20 protein-coding genes are annotated in these 17,926 nt (G+C 63.7%); 7 read left to right on the top strand and 13 right to left on the bottom strand.

Going from position 1 to position 17,926, the window contains the following annotated elements:
• Positions 1 to 46 precede the first annotated feature (46 nt).
• Genes thiE through HUV48_RS01415 form a run of 3 tightly spaced genes read right to left on the bottom strand, consistent with a single transcriptional unit; the run spans position 47 to position 2,994 of the window.
• Positions 47 to 700: a thiamine phosphate synthase gene (gene thiE, locus HUV48_RS01425; RefSeq protein WP_176265987.1), complete on the bottom strand. Its 654-nt coding sequence runs from the start codon at positions 698 to 700 to the stop codon at positions 47 to 49.
• Between the two features lie 51 nt (positions 701 to 751).
• On the bottom strand, positions 752 to 1,657 hold the full coding sequence (gene nudC, locus HUV48_RS01420; RefSeq protein WP_404799909.1) for an NAD(+) diphosphatase: 906 nt from the start codon (positions 1,655 to 1,657) through the stop codon (positions 752 to 754).
• Positions 1,654 to 2,994, bottom strand: coding sequence for a serine hydrolase domain-containing protein (locus HUV48_RS01415; protein ID WP_176265986.1), 1,341 nt, complete (start codon positions 2,992 to 2,994; stop codon positions 1,654 to 1,656). The genes nudC and HUV48_RS01415 overlap by 4 nt, the downstream gene beginning before the upstream one ends.
• Positions 2,995 to 3,128: 134 nt before the next feature.
• Here HUV48_RS01415 and HUV48_RS01410 point away from each other — a divergent pair, with 134 nt between their 5' ends.
• Complete coding sequence (locus tag HUV48_RS01410; protein ID WP_176265985.1) at positions 3,129 to 3,350, top strand: hypothetical protein; 222 nt, start codon at positions 3,129 to 3,131, stop codon at positions 3,348 to 3,350.
• Here HUV48_RS01410 and HUV48_RS01405 read toward each other — a convergent pair.
• Positions 3,330 to 4,409, bottom strand: coding sequence for an A/G-specific adenine glycosylase (locus HUV48_RS01405; RefSeq protein ID WP_318656028.1), 1,080 nt, complete (start codon positions 4,407 to 4,409; stop codon positions 3,330 to 3,332). The genes HUV48_RS01410 and HUV48_RS01405 overlap by 21 nt on opposite strands.
• A 14-nt stretch (positions 4,410 to 4,423) precedes the next feature.
• On the opposite strand from HUV48_RS01405, the gene HUV48_RS01400 reads away from it, so the two are divergent.
• The 4 genes from HUV48_RS01400 to HUV48_RS01385 all read left to right on the top strand — a co-directional run bounded on the left by HUV48_RS01400 (position 4,424) and on the right by HUV48_RS01385 (position 10,122).
• Positions 4,424 to 5,020 (top strand): DUF721 domain-containing protein, encoded by a 597-nt coding sequence (locus HUV48_RS01400; protein ID WP_404799908.1) that lies wholly within the window; start codon positions 4,424 to 4,426, stop codon positions 5,018 to 5,020.
• Positions 5,017 to 5,778 (top strand): DsbA family protein, encoded by a 762-nt coding sequence (locus HUV48_RS01395; protein ID WP_176265984.1) that lies wholly within the window; start codon positions 5,017 to 5,019, stop codon positions 5,776 to 5,778. Before HUV48_RS01400 ends, HUV48_RS01395 begins: the two co-directional genes overlap by 4 nt.
• 125 nt (positions 5,779 to 5,903) lie before the next feature.
• Positions 5,904 to 6,662: a DsbA family protein gene (locus HUV48_RS01390; RefSeq protein WP_176265983.1), complete on the top strand. Its 759-nt coding sequence runs from the start codon at positions 5,904 to 5,906 to the stop codon at positions 6,660 to 6,662.
• Between the two features lie 34 nt (positions 6,663 to 6,696).
• Entirely contained in the window at positions 6,697 to 10,122 is a 3,426-nt protein-coding gene (locus HUV48_RS01385) for a chromosome segregation SMC family protein (protein WP_176265982.1), read from the top strand.
• A 3-nt stretch (positions 10,123 to 10,125) separates the two neighbouring features.
• Here the strand turns inward: HUV48_RS01385 and HUV48_RS01380 are convergent, their stop codons facing one another.
• From HUV48_RS01380 to HUV48_RS01350, 7 genes are all read right to left on the bottom strand, one after another.
• Positions 10,126 to 10,521 (bottom strand): MerR family transcriptional regulator, encoded by a 396-nt coding sequence (locus HUV48_RS01380; protein ID WP_176265981.1) that lies wholly within the window; start codon positions 10,519 to 10,521, stop codon positions 10,126 to 10,128.
• 16 nt (positions 10,522 to 10,537) lie between these two features.
• Positions 10,538 to 10,834, bottom strand: a complete 297-nt coding sequence (locus tag HUV48_RS01375; protein ID WP_176265980.1) for an integration host factor subunit alpha — start codon at positions 10,832 to 10,834, stop codon at positions 10,538 to 10,540.
• 106 nt (positions 10,835 to 10,940) lie between these two features.
• Positions 10,941 to 11,903: a beta-ketoacyl-ACP synthase III gene (locus tag HUV48_RS01370; RefSeq protein WP_176265979.1), complete on the bottom strand. Its 963-nt coding sequence runs from the start codon at positions 11,901 to 11,903 to the stop codon at positions 10,941 to 10,943.
• A complete protein-coding gene (gene plsX / locus HUV48_RS01365; RefSeq protein WP_176265978.1) occupies positions 11,900 to 12,967 on the bottom strand; it encodes a phosphate acyltransferase PlsX in 1,068 nt (355 codons plus the stop codon). The genes HUV48_RS01370 and plsX overlap by 4 nt, the downstream gene beginning before the upstream one ends.
• 24 nt (positions 12,968 to 12,991) lie before the next feature.
• Complete coding sequence (rpmF, locus tag HUV48_RS01360; protein ID WP_176265977.1) at positions 12,992 to 13,171, bottom strand: 50S ribosomal protein L32; 180 nt, start codon at positions 13,169 to 13,171, stop codon at positions 12,992 to 12,994.
• A gap of 156 nt (positions 13,172 to 13,327) precedes the next feature.
• A complete protein-coding gene (locus HUV48_RS01355; protein ID WP_176266656.1) occupies positions 13,328 to 13,969 on the bottom strand; it encodes an MBL fold metallo-hydrolase in 642 nt (213 codons plus the stop codon).
• 103 nt (positions 13,970 to 14,072) lie between these two features.
• The gene (locus HUV48_RS01350; protein ID WP_176265976.1) at positions 14,073 to 14,756 is read right to left on the bottom strand and encodes a S24 family peptidase; all 684 of its coding nucleotides are present in this window, start codon (positions 14,754 to 14,756) and stop codon (positions 14,073 to 14,075) included.
• Positions 14,757 to 14,935: 179 nt separating this feature from the next.
• Here HUV48_RS01350 and HUV48_RS01345 point away from each other — a divergent pair, with 179 nt between their 5' ends.
• A complete protein-coding gene (locus HUV48_RS01345) occupies positions 14,936 to 15,079 on the top strand; it encodes a hypothetical protein (RefSeq protein ID WP_404799907.1) in 144 nt (47 codons plus the stop codon).
• A complete protein-coding gene (locus tag HUV48_RS01340; RefSeq protein ID WP_318656027.1) occupies positions 15,072 to 15,446 on the top strand; it encodes a hypothetical protein in 375 nt (124 codons plus the stop codon). The genes HUV48_RS01345 and HUV48_RS01340 overlap by 8 nt, the downstream gene beginning before the upstream one ends.
• Positions 15,447 to 15,487: 41 nt before the next feature.
• On the opposite strand, the gene HUV48_RS01335 is transcribed toward HUV48_RS01340, so the two are convergent.
• Positions 15,488 to 16,426, bottom strand: a complete 939-nt coding sequence (locus HUV48_RS01335; RefSeq protein WP_176265974.1) for a D-2-hydroxyacid dehydrogenase — start codon at positions 16,424 to 16,426, stop codon at positions 15,488 to 15,490.
• Positions 16,423 to 17,901, bottom strand: coding sequence for a cysteine--tRNA ligase (cysS, locus tag HUV48_RS01330; RefSeq protein WP_176265973.1), 1,479 nt, complete (start codon positions 17,899 to 17,901; stop codon positions 16,423 to 16,425). Before cysS ends, HUV48_RS01335 begins: the two co-directional genes overlap by 4 nt.
• Between the last annotated feature and the right edge of the window lie 25 nt (positions 17,902 to 17,926).

Here is a 17,926-nt window from a genome sequence, read left to right as displayed (position 1 = left end):
CCTCCAAGGGGCGTCGCAGCGCGCCCCCTTCATCAAGACAGTAAACTCACGATGCGGCGATTATATCCGAAAACGCTTTTACCGCAGCGACTTCGTCGCCGTTCCATATAGCGCCGGAAACCGCGAGGAAGTCCGCACCCGCCGCGATCAGCGGGGCGCAGTTCGCAGGCGTGATCCCGCCGATCGCGACGCAGGGTAGCTCGAACAGGGTCTGCCACCATTCGAGGATTTCGAGATCGGGACGGGCGTCGCTCTGCTTTGTCTGGCTGTCGAAGAACGATCCGAAAGCGACATAGTCTGCGCCTGCCTCACCCGCTTCCATCGCAAGATGCTTGCTGTCCTTGCAGGTCACGCCGATCTGAGCTTCCCGCCCGAGCGCCGCGCGCGCATCCTCGACCGTTCCGTCGCCCTGCCCCAAATGCACCCCGTCGGCTCCGAGCCGCTTGGCGAGCGCGATGCTGTCGTTGACGATGAAGGCAACTTCGCGCTCCGCGCAGATCACCTGCAAGGGCTCGGCGAGCCGCGCCGCCTCGTGCTGATCGAGGCCCTTCACGCGAAACTGGAATGCGGCAACGGGGTTGGCTTCTCCGCCTGCATCGAGCGCGCGCTCCAGTCGGGCCGGAAACGCGCCACCGGTTTCGAGCGGCGAGATCAGGTAAAGCTGGCAGGGCGGGTTTCGGTGTGAATGCTCTTCGGACATGGGCGCTTCCCTAGCCTTGCCGTTCCTTTCCGTCGATAGAGGCATTGACGCTCATTTGCCCTGGTCGAGCCACCACCGCAGCAGCACATTCGCGATCGCAGCGGGCGGCGGCGGTGCGAAGGGCCCGTTGCCGTCACGTCCCGCTTCCATCGCGGCCTGAACCTCGTTCTGGGAAAACCAGCGCGCTTCTTCGAGTTCGGTCTCGTCGATCGTCAGTGCATCCTCGTCCGCATGGGAATGGCAGCCAATCATCAACTGCGAGGGAAAGGGCCACGGCTGGCTCGCGATGTAGGTCACGTCGCGCACCGCAATGCCGGCTTCTTCCAGCACCTCGCGCGCAACCGCTTCCTCGATGCTTTCGCCCGGTTCGACGAAGCCTGCGAGTGCCGAAAATGCGCGCGGCGGAAAACGTGGCTGGCGGCCGAGGAGCAGCTTGCGATCCTCGCCCTCGCCGTGGGTGACGAGCATTATGGTGACCGGATCGGTGCGCGGAAAATGCTGCGCCTCGCAGGCCGCGCAGTCGCGCTGCCATCCGCCCTTGGCGAGCTTCGTCGGCGACCCGCATCGCGCGCAGAACCGGTGCCGCGCATGCCAGTCGACCAGACTGCGAGCGCCGCCGTAGAGCGCCAGATCGGGCGGCGCGAGCGCCTGTATGGCGGCCCAAATCTGCGGGTTGGCGTAGGACGGTCCGGTCGCTCCCTCATCAGGGATCGCGGCAAAACAGGGCTTCTCGTCCATCATGCCGAGGAAGACGAGATCGGCGTCCTCATCGCAGTCGGCAAGCGTGCCCCAGACGAGCATACCGGCATCGTCGATCACCGGCGCGAGTCCGTCGAGCATCAGCAGCCGCGCGCGCCACCCCATGCAGCCCGCAAGGGCGTCAGGGTCGCAGCGGATATGATCGGCCCGGTCGATCGGCGAACCGGAGAAGGCGATATGCGGCTTCGGCAGGTTCACGCGGCGTCCTTCTTCGCAGCCCCCATCTTGGCGGAGACGTCTTGTTGCAAGGCCGCTATGAACTCGTCGCGCAGCGGCAGCGAACTGTCCGGCATGTATTGGACGTACATGCCTACGCGAAGGCCGGTCAGCATATTGACGAAGGCGAGCGTTCCCGCCGCGCCCGACCAGCCGAACGTGCCGGCATTCTCGCCCTTGCCCGAGCGGCCGCCCGCGCCGAAGCCCTCGCCTGCGACCCAGGTTCCGGCGGTGGACGCGCCTTGAGGTAGCAGGTCGCTCGTGCCGAGCTTCACGGCCGCCTCGCTCATGATCCGCTTGCCTTCGAACGTGCCGTAATTTCCGAGCATGCGGAGGAAACGGTCATAGTCGCGCGGGCTCGATACGAGGCCAGCTCCGCCGAAGGGAAACTCCGGCTTGTCGAGATAGATCGAAGCGCGCGCCGGATCGAGCGGCAACAGGTTGCCGCCAAGGTTGCCGTAGTTGGTGGTGAGGCGCGCCACTTGTGAACGCGGGACGGTGAAAAAGGTGCTGTCCATGCCGAGCGGCCCGAAGAACCGCTCTTCCAGGAACGTGTCGAAGCTCTGGCCCGAGACGACCTCGATCACCCTGCCGAGCAGGTCGAGCCCGACCGAATAGCTCCACTTCGTGCCGGGTTGGTAGACGAGCGGCAGTTCGGCAAGCCGGTCCGCGAAAGCCTTGAGGCTCGGCGCGGGTCTGGCCGTGCCGATGCCGGGGATCGGCAGGCGCGTAACCTGTGCGGGGTTGATGCCCGCGGTTTCGTAAGCCTGCTTGATCGGACCCGTCTGAATGATCGCGTAGCCCAGCCCCGCGGTATGCGTGAGCAACTGCCGGATGGTGACGTCCCGCTCCGCCGGAACGGTGTCGGAAAGCGCGCCGGTCGGCGATTTCAGCACGCGCATATTGCCGAATGCTGGCAGGATTTCCTTCAGCGGCTGATCGAGGCCGAGCTTGCCTTCGTCGATCAACATCATCACCGCCATGCCGGTAATCGGCTTGGTCATCGAGTAGATGCGGTAAAGGCTGTCCGGCCCCGCCTGCACCATCCCGCCGAGGCTGAGCGGACCGTCCGCGATATAGGCGGTATCGGCATCGCCCACACCGATCGCGCTTACCATGTTGGCGACCCGCTGCCGTCCGACGTAGCGTTCCTGCAAAGCGGCGACATTGGGCCACATCGCCGAGGCGTCGCGCACTTCGCGCTGAGCGAAAGCCGCACCGGAAAGGCCGGACAGCGCGAGGGCGGCGGTGCCCATGCCTCCGCCGCGCAAAAGATTGCGGCGCGACAGTTCGGCAGGAAGCGGGTTAAATGCGGTCATGGGAAGTCCTCGGATTAGGCGAGCGGTCGCCGGACGAAACTGTTGCAGAGCGTGTTGGCGGCGGCAAGCTGAACCGCGTGTTGCCGCGTCCGATTGCACTTGCAAACACCGACTGTACTACCGATATAGGACACATGCTGAACATCGTATCGATCCTGCTCGGGATTTTCTCGCTCATCATCGTGATCCCCTCGACCATTCCGCTGCTCGGATGGGGCAACTGGTTCGCGCTGCCCTTTGTCATTGCGGGGGTCGGTGCGGGCGCATTGTCGAGCAGCAACAAGGGCCGGAACTTCTGCCTGATCGTGCTCGCGATCGCGGTCATTCGCTTGTCGCTAGGCGGCGAAATCTTGTGAGGCATCCGCAGCAAGCGCCAGCGTAGCGGCTTTCGCGAACAGCGTCGGCAGCCCCGCTTCGTCTAACCGTTCGACCGGCCACCACTCGCCGCCGTCCGGCGCCCTGTCGCCCTCGTATCGTACTACGGTGAGCGTTAGCTTCGCGTGGGTGAATCCATGCCGGACCGCGCCGAGTTCCGTCCAGTTTCCCGCAATCGGCGGCATGCAGCTACCGTCGCTTTGCGCGCTCCAGCCGTCGTCGGGTAGCGCCCGCATTCCGCCGAGCATCGCTTTCGCGGGCCGCTGGACGAGCCATACGTCTCGCCCCGCCGGCCCTTCTCGTTCGATCCAGTAGGCCCTCCCCGTCCGCTCGGGCACCGGTTTCTTCGCCAGCTTCAACGGAAAGCGTGCCGGGTCGCCGGTCTTACGCGCAGCGCAGTCGCCTGACAGCGGGCAGAGCAGACATTTCGGAGCGCGCGTCGTGCAGATCGAAGAACCCAAATCCATCATCGCCTGCGCAAAGTCGCCTGAACGGTGCTCCGGCGTGATCTGATCGGCGCGCTCGCGAATAGTCGGGCGCGATGCGGGCAACGGCTCGGTAATGGCAAACAGGCGCGAAACGACCCGTTCCACATTCGCATCGACGACCACCGCGCGCCTGCCGAACGCGATCGCCGCGATTGCTGCTGCGGTATACGCGCCGATGCCGGGCAAGTCGCGCAAACCCTCCTCGGTATCGGGAAAGCCGCAGCGCTCCGCGACAAGCCGTGCGCAGGCGATAAGGTTGCGGGCGCGCGAATAATATCCCAGCCCCGCCCAAGCGGCCATGACGTCCTCTTCGCTTGCCGCGGCCAGTGCATCGACGCTCGGCCAGCGCACCGTGAAGGCTTCGAAGTAGGGCTTTACCGCCGCTACGGTCGTCTGCTGCAACATTATCTCCGACAGCCAAACGCGGTAAGGATCGGTCGGCTCCTCCCCCGGCATCGCGCGCCACGGCAGGCGGCGGGCATGATCGTCATACCAGCCGAGCAGATCCGCTGCGATTTGGGGGGCCGATTGCGCTTGGGGAGTGGCGGTCACGCGCCGCCTATGGCATGAGCGAGCGAGCAATGAAAAGCGGCGACGACAAAAACCTCGATGCGGCGGCAAAACGCGCAGCCCGGCAGGCTGCGAAACCGTCTGCCAAGCCGAAAGCGAAAGCCTACGAGCGGCCGCGGGGCGGCGGCGCGCGCCAGATATCGGAACTGATGCCGCAGATCGGGCGCACCGCGTTCCGCCGCTTCGGCTTCGTGCAGAGCAGTATCGTATCGCGCTGGCCGGAAATCGTCGGCGACGCGCACGCGCGGGTCTGCGCTCCCGAATCGCTGCGTTTTCCTCCCGGCGAAAAGGCGGAAGGTATCCTGCAACTCGTCGTATCGCCCGGCCATGCGCCGCTCATCCAGCACGTGCTTCCTGAGATCATGGAGCGGGTGAACCGCTTTTTCGGCTACCGGGCGGTCGCGCGGGTGAAGATCCGGCAAGGCGCGGTTAAGCCGCCTGAGGACACACATCGCCCTAAGGCGCCGCCGTCGCTCAAGCCGATCCCGATGGAACTGGGGGAATCTTTACGCGATATCGGCGATCCCGAGTTACGAACGGTACTGGAATCGCTGGCCCGAAGCATGGGCACGAAGGAAGAGCAGGACACATGAAGACCTTATCCCGTTTGGGCCTAGCCGCTGCCATCGGCACTCTGGCATTTGCCGCACCCGCTTCCGCGCAGATTGCGCCGATACAGACAGCCGAGACCGAAGCCGGCCACCGGCTGGGTTCGGAAACGGCCCCGGTCGAGCTTGTCGAGTTCTTCAGCTACACCTGTCCGCACTGCGGCGAATTCGCGCGCAGCGAAGGCGCTTTGCATGTCGGCTACATCGGTACGCAGGCGGTCCGCGCCGAGTATGTTCCGGTCATCCGCAATCCGGTGGACCTCGTCATGACGATGCTGGTCGATTGCGGCGATCCGCAGAAGTTCCTCTCGAACCATAACCGCGTGATGTTCCGCCAGAACGAATGGCTCCCGGTTGCCGCGAACGCGACCGATGCACAGAAGGCGCTGTGGAACCAAGCGGGAAGATCGGTCGATGCTCGCCGCGAGATCGCCCGCGCGCTCGACATCTATCCGATGTTTACCGAAAACGGTTACGAGCGGATCGAACTCGACCGCTGCCTCGCCGATCAGGCAGCCGCAGAGCGGATCTTCAGCGGATCGCGCCAGACGGCTGCCAGCTACGGCGTGCAATCGACGCCAAGTTTTGCACTCAATGGTCAGCTTTTAGAAGGTACGCATAGCTGGCCTGCGCTGGAAACGATCCTGCGCGCAGCGATCAGCGAAGATACCGCCGAGGAAATCTTGCCGGGCGGCCTTCTGCCAAATCGGGAATATGAAGACCGGCCGAACCAGCCGGAATAATCGGAGCGGGGTGTGGAAATTAACCGCCCTCCCCTCACAAGAATCATTTCTTTCGACTACCGTCTTGCAGTTTTTGCAAAATCATCAATCGAACAACCGAACGACGTAACAGGGAGCGCCCTTCGATGACCGCCAAAATTATCGCCTCGCATTGGAAGCTGGCTCTCGCCGCGCCGCTCGCGTTGGCGCTTTCCGCTTGCGACACGAATGAAGCCGGCGGTGCCGCAGCGATCGAAGGCGAGCCGGTCGCTGCCGTCGCCGCCCCTGAAGGAACGGAATGGCGCGACCAAGTCACCGTCACCGATTACGATGGCTATCTGATGGGCAATCCCGACGCGCCGGTCAAAGTCGTCGAATACGCTTCGCTGACGTGCCCGGCCTGCGCTGCATTCGCAGCCAACGGAGCTGAGCCGCTCAAGAACGATTACGTCAACACCGGCAAGGTCAGCTTCGAACTCCGCAACCAGATACACGGTCCGCACGACCTGATTCTCGCGCGTTTGGCGCGCTGCGGCTCGCCCGAAAGCTTCCACCCGCTGGCCGACCAGATCTGGGCCAATCTCCAGTCGCTGCTCGAGCCGGTCTTTTCCAATTCGGAAGCGATGAACCAGACGCTGCAGCTGCCCGAAGACGAGCGTTTCGTGGCGTTCGCCGATCAGGCGGGCTTCTACGACTTCTTCGCTGCACGCGGCATCAGCGAAGCGGATGCGCGCCAGTGCCTCTCCGATTTCTCGGCGATGGAGACGATCGCAAACAATTCGGACAGCCAGTCGAGCGAGTTCGATGTGACGGGAACCCCGACCTTCTTCGTCAACGGGCAGAAGGTCGACACCAACAGCTGGAGCGGCCTCGAGCCGATCCTGCAAAAAGCAGGAGCACGCTGACGCCGGCTAGCCGGCAGGGGGCGGGACATATCGGGTGCTGATCAAACGGCTCAAGCTTAGCGGATTTAAAAGCTTCGTAGAGCCGTCAGACCTGCGCATCGAACCCGGCCTGACCGGCGTAGTCGGCCCGAACGGCTGCGGCAAATCCAACCTGCTCGAAGCGATCCGCTGGGTCATGGGCGAAAATTCGCCCAAGTCCATGCGCTCCGGCGGGATGGAAGACGTCATCTTTGCCGGCACAGAGCAGCGGCCCGCGCGCGATTTCGCCGAAGTGGTGCTGCTGGCCGAGGACGCGGACGGCGAAGAACTCATCGTGACGCGCCGGATCGAGCGCGGCGCAGGTAGCGCCTACCGCGTCAACGGGCACGACGTGCGCGCGAAGGACGTATCGCTCACCTTCGCCGATGCGGCGACCGGGGCGCACTCACCTGCCCTCGTCAGCCAAGGAAAGATCGCGCAGGTCATCGCGGCCAAACCAGCAGAACGCCGCCAGATGCTCGAAGAGGCGGCAGGCATTGCGGGCCTGCACGTCCGGCGGCGCGATGCAGAAAGCAAGCTGCGCCAGACCGAAGCGAACCTCGCCCGACTCGAAGACTTGATGGCAGGCCTCGATACGCAGATTGCTTCGCTGAAACGGCAAGCCCGGCAGGCCGAGCGCTACACGAAGCTGTCGGACGAAATCCGCGTCGCCGAAGCGCGGCTGGTCTTCGCCCGATGGCGCGATGCGGCGGCGGCAGCAGAGACTGCGCGCACCGAGGCGGCACGTGCCGACGCTGCGGTGGAAGAAGCGCGGGGGGCCGCGGCAGCCGCGGAGAAGGCACAGCACGAAGCGGCGGCGCGGCTCGCCGAAGCGCGGGAGGAACAGGCGGACCGGCGCGAGGATGCAAACGCGCACGGACACCGTATGGCGTCGCTGACGAGCCAGCTCGAAGCTGCCAAAGAACGGCTTGCTGCTCTCGAGCGGCAGCGCACCCGACTCGAAGAAGACCGAGGCGACGCGGACCGCATGACCCGCGATGCGGCAGAGGCGCTGGCGAAGCTCGAACGAACGCTGCTCGAAACCCAGCGTGCGCTCGAAGCCGACGACGCAAAACGGCCCGAACTGGTGCGCGCAAGCGAGAAAGCCGAGAGCGCTGCGCGGTCCAGCGAACTGGCACTCGCGAAAGCTACGGCGGATCACGCCGGGGTCGAGGCGGAATGGCGCATCGTCGAAGCTGAAGTCGCGCAGGCGCAGTCGCGGATTGCCCGGCTAGAAGAAGAAGCGGCGCGCCGGGCGCAGCAGCGCGACGCGATCGAAGCCGAAGCGGCGCAGCGACCATCGCTCGACGTCGTGAAGCGCGAAGCGGAGGAAGCTGCCGAGGCAGCACAGAAGCAGCGCGCCCGCCTGAGCGAAATGCAGGAACGCAAAAGCGCACTGCAACAGGAACGCGACGAGGCATCCTCTGCTCTGGCGACCGCCCGCGCCGAACTTGCCGGTGTGAAGCGCGAGTATGAAGCGCTCGACCGCGACCGGAAGCAGCGGGAAAAGCTGGCGGAAAAGCGCGAAGGCCAGCCGCTCGCAATCGACCAGGTTAAGGCGAAGGAAGGCTACGAACGTGCCGTCGCGGCAGTGCTGGGACGCGATGCGAAATCGCCGCTCGGCGCGCCCGAAACGCCGCAGGACGGCCGCTACTGGACCGGTCGCGAAGCACCCCAACCCGTACCGGACAGCCTGCTCGACTGTCTGACCAGTGTGCCCGAAGAGCTGAAAGCCCGACTTGCGCTCGTCCACTTCGCAGAGGCGGACGATGGCCGCTCGCTCTCGCCCGGCGAGTGGCTGGTGACACGGGACGGAGCCCTACGCCGGTGGGACGGCTTCGTCGCTCGGGGAGAGGGCGCGGCCGAAGCGGCACGGCTCGAAGCCGACAACCGCCATACCCAGCTAGCGAGCCTTTTGCCCGCACTTGAAGACGCTTTGATCGCCGCTCAAGACGCTTTGGGTACGGTTGAAGGCGCTTTGACGGACATCGGGCGCCAGATTATCGCGGCCGAACGGGCGAGCGCCGATGCCGCCGAAACCGAGCGCCAAGCGCTGCGAACGGTCGATCAGGCGGAGGCCGCCCAGGAACGCCTCGCAAGCCGACTGGAAGAACTCGCGGCGGCGGGCGAAGAACACGATGGGCGAATGAAAACAGCCGTCGCCGAAGGCAAGGCCGCTGAGCAGAAGCGGGACGCTCTGCCCGATCAGGCAGCTGGACGCGCCTCGCTGGATGCCGCAGCCGCCCGCAACGACGCGGCGAAAGCGCAGTTGCAGGCGGCCGCCGCCGAACTCGCTGCGCACGATCAGGCTCTCGCAGTGGCTCGCGAACGCTTTTCGGCGCAGCGCTCGGAGCAAGGCAGTTGGCAAGCCCGTTCTACCGAAGCGGCCCGCAGGCTCTCCGAAATGGCCAGCCGGTTCGACGAAATCGAGGAAGAGCGCGCCGTCGTCGCCGCGAAACCGGACGGCTTGGTGCGCGAAATCGAGCAGGGCGATGCGGTACGCTCGCGTCTCGCCGCGGATCTCGCCAAGGCGGAACAGATGGTCCGCGAAGCGCAGGCGACCGCCGACGCAGCCGACCGAACGCTGGCCGAAGCGAACGAGACCTTGGCCGCTGCGCGGGAGGCGCGGGCCGGCCTCGCCGAACGCGCCGAAAACCAGGAAAGCCGCCGAATCGAAATGACCCGCATTTCGGGCGAGCGGTTCCAGTCGCCGCCCCCGCTCCTGCCCGAACGCTTCGGCTTCGAAACTGGTGACGTAGCGGACGCCGGCGCGGAATCGGAAGAGATGGACCGGCTCACCATGAGCCGCGAACGCATTGGGCCCGTGAACCTCGTCGCGGCAGAAGAACTTGAGAAGATCGAGGCGGAACACGGTGCAAGCACCGAAGAACAGGCTGAACTGGCCGAGGCGGTGAACCGGCTGCGCGGCTCGATCGGGAACCTGAACCGCGAAGGCCGCGAACGGCTGCGCGACGCTTTCGAGCAGGTCGACACCCACTTCCGCCGCCTCTTCACGCGCCTTTTCGAAGGGGGACAGGCCCACCTCGCCCTCGTCGATAGCGACGATCCGCTTGAAGCGGGTCTCGAGATTTTTGCGCAGCCCCCCGGCAAACGCCTGCAATCGCTTACGCTTCTCTCGGGCGGAGAGCAGGCGCTGACCGCCATCGCGCTTATCTTCGCGCTATTTCTGACGAACCCGGCCCCGATCTGCGTGCTGGACGAAGTCGACGCGCCGCTCGACGATGCGAATATCGACCGCTTTTGTGACCTCCTCGACGCGATGGTCCGCGAAACGCAAACGCGCTATCTGATCGTCACGCATAATGCGGTTACGATGAGCCGGATGCACCGCCTTTTCGGTGTCACGATGGTGGAACAGGGGGTCAGCCGCCTCGTCAGCGTCGATCTCGGCGCTGCCGAGGAACTGCTGGCGGCCGAATAGCGGTCAGGAGCGGTCGACGGCCTTGGCCAGCGACTGGCGAATGTCCTTCAGTTCTTCGATCAGGTCCTGCTCGGCGGGCGACGATTTGCTATCGCCTTCGGTAAAGAACACCGATGCCTCCTTACCTTCCTCGTCGATCGCGCGCCGGTCGCTGAGCGCCTTCTTCGCGCCCTTGATGGTAAAGCCCTGCCGGTTCACCAGCTTGTCAATTTCTTCAATCAGGGCCACGTCGCGGGCGCGGTAATACCGCCGGCTACCCGACCGCTTGAGCGGGCGGAGCATCGGAAACTGCTGTTCCCAGTATCGCAGCACGTGCGGTTTGATATCAAGCGCCGCGCTCACTTCACCGATCGTGCGCATCGCCCCGGCATCTTTACCGTCGTCGAACTCGATTGTCATAAGCCGGTTTCCCTGTTCACGCGCGGGCGATACGGTCTTTCAAAAGCTGGCTCGCCCTGAAAGTCAGCACCCGGCGCGGGGTGATCGGCACTTCGACACCGGTCTTGGGATTGCGTCCGATGCGTTCTTTCTTGTCGCGCAAAACGAAACTGCCGAAACCGGAAATCTTCACGTTTTCGCCCTTGCGAAGGGCCTCGCAGACATGGCCCAGAACGGCCTCGACGAGGTCGAGCGACTCTGATCTGGAAAAGCCCATCTTGCGATTGACCGTTTCCGCCAGGTCGGCCCGAGTTAGCGTACCCACCGAACGCATATACTCTCTCCTTATCTTATGCCGCGAGCTATTGAAAATTCGCGTTTTTTGGCTCTACGCTATTTCGGGAGCGCTGACAATGGCCGCGCAAAAACGCCGGTTCGTCTCAAATACGGATGAGCGAAGCGCCCCAGGCGAAGCCGCCGCCCATCGCTTCGAGCATGACGAGGTCGCCTTTCTTGATGCGCCCGTCCTTGATTGCCGTATCAAGCGCGAGCGGCACGGATGCGGCCGAGGTATTGGCGTGCTTGTCCACGGTTACGACCACCTTCTCGCTTGGCAATCCAAGCTTCTTGGCTGTCGCATCGAGGATGCGGCGGTTAGCCTGATGCGGCACGATCCAGTCGATCTGGGAGGATGAAACGCCAGCTTCATCAAGCACTTCGTTGAGTACGTCGGCGAGGTTCACGACCGCGTGGCGGAACACTTCGCGGCCCTTCATGCGCAGTTTTCCGACCGTCCCGGTCGTCGACGGGCCGCCGTCGACGTAGAGCAGTTCCTGGTGCTGTCCGTCGGCGTGAAGCTTGCTGCCGAGGATACCGCGCGCATCGTCGGCTTCGCTCGCTTCGAGGACAACCGCGCCCGCACCGTCACCGAACAATACGCAGGTCGTCCGATCTTCCCAGTCAAGAATGCGGCTGAACGTCTCCGCGCCGATCACGAGCGCTCGTTTCGCAGCGCCGGTGCGCAGCAGCGAATCGGCCGTTGTCAGCGCGTAGAGAAAGCCGGAACAGACTGCCTGAACATCGAACGCGATACCGCCGTTGGCGCCGAGCGCGTGCTGGACGCTCGTCGCAACTGCTGGAAAGGTCTGGTCCGGGGTAGCGGTTGCAACAATGATGAGGCCGATGTCCTCCCCCTTAAGACCGGCGACTTCGAGAGCCGCCTTTGCGGCATCTATCGCCAGCGTTCCGGTAGTTTCGCCCTCGCCCGCGAGATAGCGCTGGCGAATTCCGGTGCGTTCCTGGATCCAGGCATCGCTCGTATCGACGCGCTCTTCGAGTTCACTGTTGGTGACACAATTGCGCGGCAACGCCGAGCCGGTCCCGAGCAATACGGATCGGATCATGCCGCGCTGCTGTCCGCGCGCGGTACGGGCTTTCCGCCGAGTTGCTGTTCGTCGAGGCTGGTCATGTCGCCCGCGATCCGCTGAATGAGCTTGTCTTCGAGCAAGCGCGCGGCAACCGCGACGGCGTTGGCGACGCCCGCGGCATTCGCGCTTCCGTGGCTCTTCACGACTACGCCGTTGAGCCCGAGGAATACCGCACCATTGTGATTGTTCGGGTCGAGGTGGTGCTTCAGAAGCTCGGTTGCCGGGCGCGAAACCAGAAAGCCAATCTTGGACCGCAGCGAACTGGTGAAGGCGTTCTTGAGCAGATCGGTCACGAAACGCGCCGTGCCCTCGATCGCCTTGAGGGCGATATTGCCGGAAAAACCGTCGGTCACCACCACGTCGACTTCGCCGCGGTTGATCTTGTCGGCTTCCAGAAAACCATCGAACTGCATGGCGAGGCCGCGCGCTTCGCGCAGCTGCGCAGAGGCGTCCTGCAAATCTTCGGTGCCTTTGGTTTCCTCGCTGCCGATGTTGAGCAGCCGCACGCGCGGTTTGTCGCGTCCGGTCACGATGCGCGAATAGGCCGCGCCCATGATCGCGAACTGGACGAGGTTGCGGGCATCGCATTCCCGGTTGGCGCCGAGATCAAGCATGATCACGTCGCTTTCGCCGAGGGTCGGGAGGAGTGCGGCAAGCGCGGGCCGATCGATCCCCGGCATGGTCCGCAGCGCAAGCTTGCTCATCGCCATGAGCGCGCCGGTATTGCCGGCGCTTACAGCGGCGCCCGCATCGCCCTTCTTCACCGCGTTCACGGCAAGGCCCATCGATGTAGTCTTGGCCCGGCGCAGGGCGTTGGTCGGTTTCTCGTCACCGCCCACGACATCGTCGCAGTGCAGGATTTCGCTCGCCTCGGTCATCCCGGGGTGCGTTTCGAGCGCCTTGCGGATACGCGCTTCGTCGCCGACGAGCAGGAACTTGAAACGGTCGTGGCGCCGGCGGGCGAGCGCCGCGCCTTCGATCATCACGCGCACGCCTTCATCCCCGCCCATCGCGTCAATAGCGATACGCGGCAAGGTCATGGCAATCTCCGGCTGGTTATCGGCTTACAGGCCGACCGAGACGATCTCGCGTCCGTTGTAGAAACCGCAGGCGCCGCAAAGGTTATGCGGACGCTTCAGTTCGCCGCAGTTGGAGCATTCGTGGAATGCCTGAACCTTCAGCGAGTCGTGCGAGCGGCGATTGCCACGGCGGTGCGGGGAAACTTTTCTCTTAGGGACAGCCATTGCGGCACCTGATCCTTGAAACGAATTCGTGGTTGTTGCGGTCGCCCTAGGCCAAGGTCCGGTAGCGCGCAAGGTGCGCCGGATCAAATGGCCCGGTATCGGCGGGAAGCGGCGGCCTATAACGCATTTTCGCGCGAGCGCAACCCGCAAAGGCGCTTACGAGAGCGCGGCATCGCTGACGAACTGGTTCGTCTGGCGCTCGTGCCCGAACGTGCTGGTCGGACCGTGCCCCGGAATGAAGGTGATGTCGTTGCCGTAGGGCCAGAGCTTCTGCGTGATGGAGTCGAGCAGGTCCTGGTGATTGCCCATCGGAAAGTCGGTCCGCCCGATGCTGCCCTGGAACAGCACGTCGCCGACGATGGCGAACTTGCTAGGCCGGTGGATGAAGACGACGTGGCCGGGCGTGTGACCCGGACAATGGACGACGTCGAGCGTCAGATCGCCTACCGTTACGGTGTCTCCGTCAGCAAGCCAGCGGTCCGGCTCGAACACGCTGCCGTTGATGCCGTAGCGCTGTCCGTCCTCATCCAGCCGCGCGATCCAGAAGCGGTCGTCTTCGTGCGGGCCTTCGATAGGCAAGCCGAGTTCCTTCGCCAGGACGCCAGCCTCGCCGCAGTGATCGATGTGACCGTGCGTGATCAGTATCTTTTCGAGGTCGACACCCGCTTTTGCGATTGCCGCCTTCAGTTTATCGAGATCGCCGCCGGGATCGATGATCGCGGCCTTGTTCGTCGCGGTACACCAGATCAGCGAGCAGTTCTGCTGCAGCGGCGTCACCGGAAGGATGGCCGCGCGCATCGGCGATTTGGGTTTGTCGGTTGTCTCGGTCATGCCTTCGCAAATGGCTCGCCCGCATCGGAATTGCAATGCAGCGCGCATTCTATGGGGCAGCACAAGCGGACTAGATGCGCCCACCCTTCCATACGACCCGCCCGATGATTTCGACCTCATCATGCGACAGCTCGACAGGTGCGTAAGCCTCGTTCGCACTGACGAGCTTGATCCGCCCAGGCCCGATCGACTGCACCTGCTTCACATGAAGCGCGTCGCCAATCCTGACGACGTGAATGCCCTCCCCGGCGCGCTTGTTACGGTCGACGAAAATTTCGTCCCCGCTGCGCAGAATAGGTTCCATCGAATCGCCTTCGACCCGGATGGCGCTCAAATCCGCGCCTTCCAGCCCCATCTCGCGCAGCCAACGTTTGGAAAACTGGAAGGTGTCGTAGGAAATTTCCTCAGCACTGAATGCGCCCGGCCCGGCTGACGCTTCGAGCGGCAAGCGCGGGATGGCGACGAACTCTGCGCCCTTGGCTTGGGGTCGGTCAGCGGCCGGCTGCATGATCGTCCGGGTAGCGATGGAACCCCGGTCGACGCCGAGGAATTCCGCAATCCGCAAAAGGTCGGGTTCGTCGAGATGCCGCGGGCTTCCGCGCCCGAGGTATTGGTGCAGATAGGCGGGGTTGCGTCCAATCAGCCGCGCCAAGGCAGACAGCGTATGCCCCTCGCGCTTGATGATCTCGCGTAGCCTGGCCCGCGCATACCGCTCTTCCGGTTCGAAGCGATCCAGTGGGTCGAGATCTTCCATCGGCGCGACTCCCTTATTGTCTACAGTATTTTTCCTATAGCATAGGATTTTTCCTAGACAAGTAGGATTTCAAAAGGAACAAAGTAAGAACAACAACGCTCGAATCACCAACCAGGCATCATGAGAGAGGTCGCCAGATGCTCATTCGCTCGATCGAACAGTTCCTTCGAAAACACAACATGGCCCCGACCAAGTTCGGCCGGCTCGCCGCGCACGATCCGCGCTTCGTCCTCGACTTGCGCAACGGGCGCACGCCGCGCGAACATACCGCCCGCCGCATCGAGGAATTCATGCAGAATTACCGGGAGGCCAGCCGTGCTTGAGGGCTTCAAATTTGACGAGGACCGGGAAAAGAAAGCACCTGCTCGCCGTGCCCGCCGAAACGATAGCGACCGGCTGCGCGATGCGCTGCTCGCACTATCCGATCACCGCGGACAGGTTCTCGACCATTCGGAGAAAAGCTGGGCAAGCGTCACCTTCTCCGGCGCGCGCCACACAGTAACGATGCTATTTGCCGGGGCGGAAGCGGCCGCGGCGGCGGAGTTCTTCATCGCCGCCCTGCCCGAACACGAGTTCACCATTCCTCGGCGCTTGGTGGCAGACGCTACGATCTGCGAGGTCGAGCACCGGATGGTCCCTTCGCCGCGCATGGTCGTGCGCTGTGAAATCCTTCTGTTGGTAGAGGACTGATGAGATAGCCGGGGCGGCGGGTGCGAGTGCCCGCCGACCCCTTAATATCCGCGTTTGGGATCGAGCTGCGGCTCTACCCGTTCTCCGGCACGGTAGCGATCCAGATTATCGAGGAACCGCTCTGCCGACCGCAAGAACATCTTGGTCTGAGCGCGGCCCGATAGATGCATCGAGATCTCGGCGTTTTTCAGATCCCATAGCGGGTCTTCTTCCGGCAGCGGTTCAGGTGTCACGACGTCGAGGAACGCACCCCCGATCGACTTGTCTTCCAGCGCCTTCGTTAGCGCCGCCTGATCGACCACGCTGCCGCGTGCGATATTCACCAGCACCGCATCGCTTTTCATCGCTGACAACTCGTCGGCGCCGATCATGCCCTCGGTCTCGTCAGTTGCGGGTACGGCGAGAATGATCCAGTCGAACTCGCCGAGCCGGCCGCGCCATTCATCCGGCCCCAGCGCCTTGTCACCGCCGCTGCGGCGGACCAGCGTCACTTCGACGTCGAAGGCCTCGAGGCGCGGTTCGATCAGCTTGCCGATCGCGCCGTAGCCGATCAGCAACGCCTTCGAGCCTGCAAGTTCCTTCTTTCCCGGCGAATCGGTCAGCCATTCGCGCCGGTCTCGCGCCCGCACGACATCCGCGTAACCCTTCGCATGAACGAGCATTCCCATCACGACATATTCGGCGATGGTGATAGCATTGATGCCCGCCCCGTTCGTCACGGTCACGCCCCGCTCCGCGAGCAGGTCGAGCGGGAGGAAATCAAGCCCGGCGTAGATCGAGTTCAGCCATTTGAGGTTCGATGCAGCCTTCACCGCCTCGATCATCGGTTCCTTCTTGTCGAAGTCGAACCAGCCGATCTCGGCCTCCGGCGCAAGCTCCACAGCCTCTTCCCGGTTCGTAAACCAGCGCGGCTCGACCCAGTCGGGCAGACGGTCCTCGATCAGCGGACGGACCATGGCGGATATTACGGTTACAGTCATGCGAGCTTCCATTCCCAGCCGAGCGGATCGCCGTCCATTACTTCCACGCCGGCAGCAGCAAGTTCGTCGCGGATGGCATCGGACGTGGCGAAGTCCTTCTCCGCCCGCGCCTGTCTGCGCCGTTCGAGCGCGTCCTCGATTTCCGCCTTGGTAATAGTCGCTGCCTTCGGACGGATGCGGAGGTCAATGCGGGTGAGGTTCAGAAGGTCGAGACCGAGAACTGCATCCATCTCGCGCAGAAGCGATATTTTCAGAGCAACATCGACCTTCTTGGTCGCGACGACTTCTTCAAGCGCCGTCAGCGCCAGCGGAGTGTTAAGGTCGTCCGAGATCGCCGATGCAAACTTGTCTGCAGCACCTTGCAATTTGCCCCAGCCGTCATCGCGTCTCATGTCAGGATCGCCGGACTGACCGGATCGGAGCGCTTGCGCTGTCATCACCATCCGCTTCAGCCGCGTCAGCGCCGCGCTCAGCCCTTCCCAACTGAACTCCAGTTCGCTGCGGTAATGGGCCTGCAGGCACATCATCCGGTAGGCGAGCGGGTGGTATCCGCGGTCGACCAGCAATTGCAGCCGCAGAAATTCGCCAGACGACTTCGACATCTTGCCTGACCGTTCGACGAGGAAGTTGTTGTGCATCCATATCTTCGCGCCCGAATGCGTCGCCACGTCGAGCGAACCGCAGCCGCAGAAGGCCTGGTTCTGCGCGATCTCATTGGGGTGGTGGATTTCGCGGTGGTCGATGCCGCCGGTGTGAATGTCGAAGGGGAAGCCCAGTAGCTTCTCACCCATCACGCTGCATTCGAGGTGCCAACCCGGCGCGCCCTTGCCCCACGGGCTGTCCCATTCCATCTGCCGGGTTTCCCCCGCCGGGGTCTTGCGCCAGATCGCGAAGTCGGTAGCGTTACGCTTGCCCTCGACCGCATCGATCCGGCCCTCACCTTCTTCGGTTACGGCCCGGGCAAGACGCCCGTAATCGGCGACCGTCGAGACGTCGAAATAGAGCCCGCTTTCGAGTTCATAGCAATGCTCATCCGCAATCGATTTCGCGAATGCGATCATCGGTTCGATATAGTCGGTCGCGACCGACCATTCCGCCGGTTCGCGAATATTGAGGGCCTTTACGTCCGCCTTGAACGCATCGGTGTAGCGCTTCGCGATGTCCCAGATCGATGTGTCCGTTCCTGCGGCCGCCTTCTCCAGCTTGTCCTCGCCGCTGTCCGCATCGTCGGTCAGATGGCCGACATCGGTGATGTTGATGACGTGGCGGAGGTTGTAACCCTTCCACGTCAGCGTCCGTCCGAGGACATCGGCGAAGACGTAGGCGCGCATATTGCCGACATGAGCGTAGTTGTAGACCGTGGGTCCGCAGGTATAGACGCGCGCCTCGCCTTCGTGGACCGGCTCGAACGTCTCGAGACTGCGGGTGAGCGAGTTGAACAGGCGCAGTTCGTTCTTGGGCGGCGTGTCGGTCATGCGCCGCGCATAAGTCGCTCACGCG

The organism is Qipengyuania atrilutea, from assembly GCF_013370205.1.
Classification (GTDB): Bacteria; Pseudomonadota; Alphaproteobacteria; order Sphingomonadales; family Sphingomonadaceae; genus Actirhodobacter; species Actirhodobacter atriluteus.
This window is presented reverse-complemented; position numbering and strand designations above follow the sequence as displayed.

What these genes read in the sequence shown, in the direction of transcription:
- HUV48_RS01345 (WP_404799907.1), top strand. Translation starts at nt 14,936, where the DNA reads ATGGCCCCGACCAAGTTCGGCCGGCTCGCCGCGCACGATCCGCGCTTC.
- HUV48_RS01370 (WP_176265979.1), bottom strand. Translation starts at nt 11,903, where the DNA reads ATGATCCGATCCGTATTGCTCGGGACCGGCTCGGCGTTGCCGCGCAAT.
- HUV48_RS01390 (WP_176265983.1), top strand. Translation starts at nt 5,904, where the DNA reads ATGACCGCCAAAATTATCGCCTCGCATTGGAAGCTGGCTCTCGCCGCG.
- thiE (WP_176265987.1), bottom strand. Translation starts at nt 700, where the DNA reads ATGTCCGAAGAGCATTCACACCGAAACCCGCCCTGCCAGCTTTACCTG.
- plsX (WP_176265978.1), bottom strand. Translation starts at nt 12,967, where the DNA reads ATGACCTTGCCGCGTATCGCTATTGACGCGATGGGCGGGGATGAAGGC.
- cysS (WP_176265973.1), bottom strand. Translation starts at nt 17,901, where the DNA reads ATGACCGACACGCCGCCCAAGAACGAACTGCGCCTGTTCAACTCGCTC.
- HUV48_RS01400 (WP_404799908.1), top strand. Translation starts at nt 4,424, where the DNA reads ATGAGCGAGCGAGCAATGAAAAGCGGCGACGACAAAAACCTCGATGCG.
- HUV48_RS01350 (WP_176265976.1), bottom strand. Translation starts at nt 14,756, where the DNA reads ATGGAAGATCTCGACCCACTGGATCGCTTCGAACCGGAAGAGCGGTAT.
- HUV48_RS01415 (WP_176265986.1), bottom strand. Translation starts at nt 2,994, where the DNA reads ATGACCGCATTTAACCCGCTTCCTGCCGAACTGTCGCGCCGCAATCTT.
- HUV48_RS01410 (WP_176265985.1), top strand. Translation starts at nt 3,129, where the DNA reads ATGCTGAACATCGTATCGATCCTGCTCGGGATTTTCTCGCTCATCATC.
- rpmF (WP_176265977.1), bottom strand. Translation starts at nt 13,171, where the DNA reads ATGGCTGTCCCTAAGAGAAAAGTTTCCCCGCACCGCCGTGGCAATCGC.
- HUV48_RS01375 (WP_176265980.1), bottom strand. Translation starts at nt 10,834, where the DNA reads ATGCGTTCGGTGGGTACGCTAACTCGGGCCGACCTGGCGGAAACGGTC.
- HUV48_RS01355 (WP_176266656.1), bottom strand. Translation starts at nt 13,969, where the DNA reads ATGCGCGCGGCCATCCTTCCGGTGACGCCGCTGCAGCAGAACTGCTCG.
- HUV48_RS01380 (WP_176265981.1), bottom strand. Translation starts at nt 10,521, where the DNA reads ATGACAATCGAGTTCGACGACGGTAAAGATGCCGGGGCGATGCGCACG.
- HUV48_RS01395 (WP_176265984.1), top strand. Translation starts at nt 5,017, where the DNA reads ATGAAGACCTTATCCCGTTTGGGCCTAGCCGCTGCCATCGGCACTCTG.
- HUV48_RS01335 (WP_176265974.1), bottom strand. Translation starts at nt 16,426, where the DNA reads ATGACTGTAACCGTAATATCCGCCATGGTCCGTCCGCTGATCGAGGAC.